Here is a 1,739-nt window from a genome sequence, read left to right as displayed (position 1 = left end):
GGGGGTGAAGGCCCGCGCTGGGAGGGCCGCCAGGCCCGGGCAGTGCCTTAACCGGGACGGTTCTGCTGCTCGGTGTACTGCTTCACGACGCTCAGCGGTGCGCCGCCGACGGAGCCCGCGAAGTACGAGCCCGACCAGAGCTTGTTGGCTCGGTAGTAGTGGCGCACCAGGTCGGGGAACTCCTGCCGAAGGCGACGCGAGGACACGCCCTTGAGACTGTTGACCAGGCGGGCCACGGCCACCTTGGGCGGGAAGTTGACGAGCAGGTGGACGTGGTTGTTCTCGCCGTTGAACTCGACCAGCTCGGCCTCGAAGTCGGCGCACACGTCCCGCATGATCTCCTCCATCCGGGTCAGGTGCCGGTCGGCGAATACCTCGTGCCGGAACTTCGTGACGAAAACCAAGTGGACATGCAACGCAAAAACACAGTGTCTGCCAGTGCGGATGCCTTGAAGTTCGACCATAAACCAACATGGTACAGTGATGTTCGTGCAGCTCCGTTACAACTTCCGGGTCACCCCGGACGCAGCCCAGCGCACCGCGCTGGCGCAGGCGTTCGGGTGTGCCCGCGTGGTTTTCAACGATGCGCTGCGGCTGCGTCAGCAGGCCCGCGAGACGGGCGAGAAGTACGTCTCGGACGGCGAGTTGTCGCGCCGGATCATCACCGAGGCCAAGGCGACCCCGCAGCGGGTGTGGCTGGGCGAGGTGTCGGCCGTGGTGTTGCAGCAGGCCCTCGCGGACCTGAACACCGCGTACCGTAACTTCTTCAACTCGCTCTCGGGCAAACGCAAGGGCCGCAAACTGGCCCCGCCCCGGTACCGCTCACGCAAGGACAACCGGCAGGCGATCCGCTTCACCAAGAACGCCCGGTTCACGATCCTCGACAACGGCCGACTCAGGTTGCCGAAGATCGGCGACCTGCCGGTCCGCTGGTCGCGGGCCCTGCCCTCGGATCCGTCCAGCGTCACGATCATCAAGGACGCGGTAGGCCGGTACTTCGCCTCGTTCGTCGTGACCATCGGCGAGGACGAGACGCTGCCGCCGGTCGAACCCGAGATCGGTATCGACCTCGGGCTGACCCACTTCGCCGTGATGTCCGACGGCACGAAGATGACCGCGCCGAAGTTCCTGCGCCGCGCGGCCCGCAAGCTCAAGCGGTTGCAGCAGGCCCTTTCCCGCAAACAGAAGGGCAGCAACCGTCGCAAGAAAGCCGTTGCGCAGGTTGCCCGCGCTCATGCGCGGGTGGCCGACACCCGGCGGGACTGGCAGCACAAGCTGTCCACGGCGATCATCCGCGACAACCAAGCGGTGTACGTCGAGGACCTGTGCGTGGCCGGTCTCGGCCGGACCCGGCTCGCGAAGTCCGTGCATGATGCGGGCTGGGCCGGTTTCACCGGCATGTTGGAGTACAAGGCGGCGCGTTACGGGCGCACCTTCGCCCGGGTGGACCGGTTCTTCCCATCCACCCGAATGTGCTCCACCTGCGGCCGGATCAACGACAAGATGCCGCTGAACGTCCGGGAGTGGAACTGCCCGTGCGGCAGCCACCACGACCGTGACGTCAATGCCGCCATCAACATCAAGGCCGCCGGGCAGGCGGACTTCAACGACCGTCGAGCGCAGGTAAGACCAGGACTTGTCCCGGCACCGCGCAGTGAAGCGGTAACCCGCCAGAACGCCGCGCGTGCCACGCGCAGCGTGGCTGGAATCGCCGTCCTTTAGGGCGGCGAGGATGTCAA

General features: G+C 66.2%; 2 protein-coding genes. One reads left to right on the top strand and one right to left on the bottom strand.

All coding sequences use genetic code 11. From position 1 onward, the window contains the following. Window positions 1-47: 47 nt before the first annotated feature. Window positions 48-464, bottom strand: a complete 417-nt coding sequence (gene tnpA, locus WH85_RS45990) for an IS200/IS605 family transposase (RefSeq protein WP_045748549.1) — start codon at window positions 462-464, stop codon at window positions 48-50. 25 nt (window positions 465-489) lie between these two features. Between tnpA and WH85_RS45985 the strand changes: the two genes are divergently transcribed. Continuing rightward, window positions 490-1,722 (top strand): RNA-guided endonuclease InsQ/TnpB family protein, encoded by a 1,233-nt coding sequence (locus WH85_RS45985; protein ID WP_157411665.1) that lies wholly within the window; start codon window positions 490-492, stop codon window positions 1,720-1,722. The last annotated feature ends 17 nt before the right edge of the window (window positions 1,723-1,739 follow it).

It is taken from the genome of Actinoplanes rectilineatus (genome assembly GCF_000962825.1).
Taxonomy (GTDB): Bacteria; Actinomycetota; Actinomycetes; order Mycobacteriales; family Micromonosporaceae; genus Actinoplanes; species Actinoplanes rectilineatus.
The sequence above is the reverse complement of the archived record's forward strand: the minus strand, read 5'-3'. Positions and strand labels throughout refer to the sequence as shown.

Bases quoted from the DNA above. Each gene is read 5' to 3' on its own strand.
- tnpA (WP_045748549.1), bottom strand. From the start codon at position 464: ATGGTCGAACTTCAAGGCATCCGCACTGGCAGACACTGTGTTTTTGCG.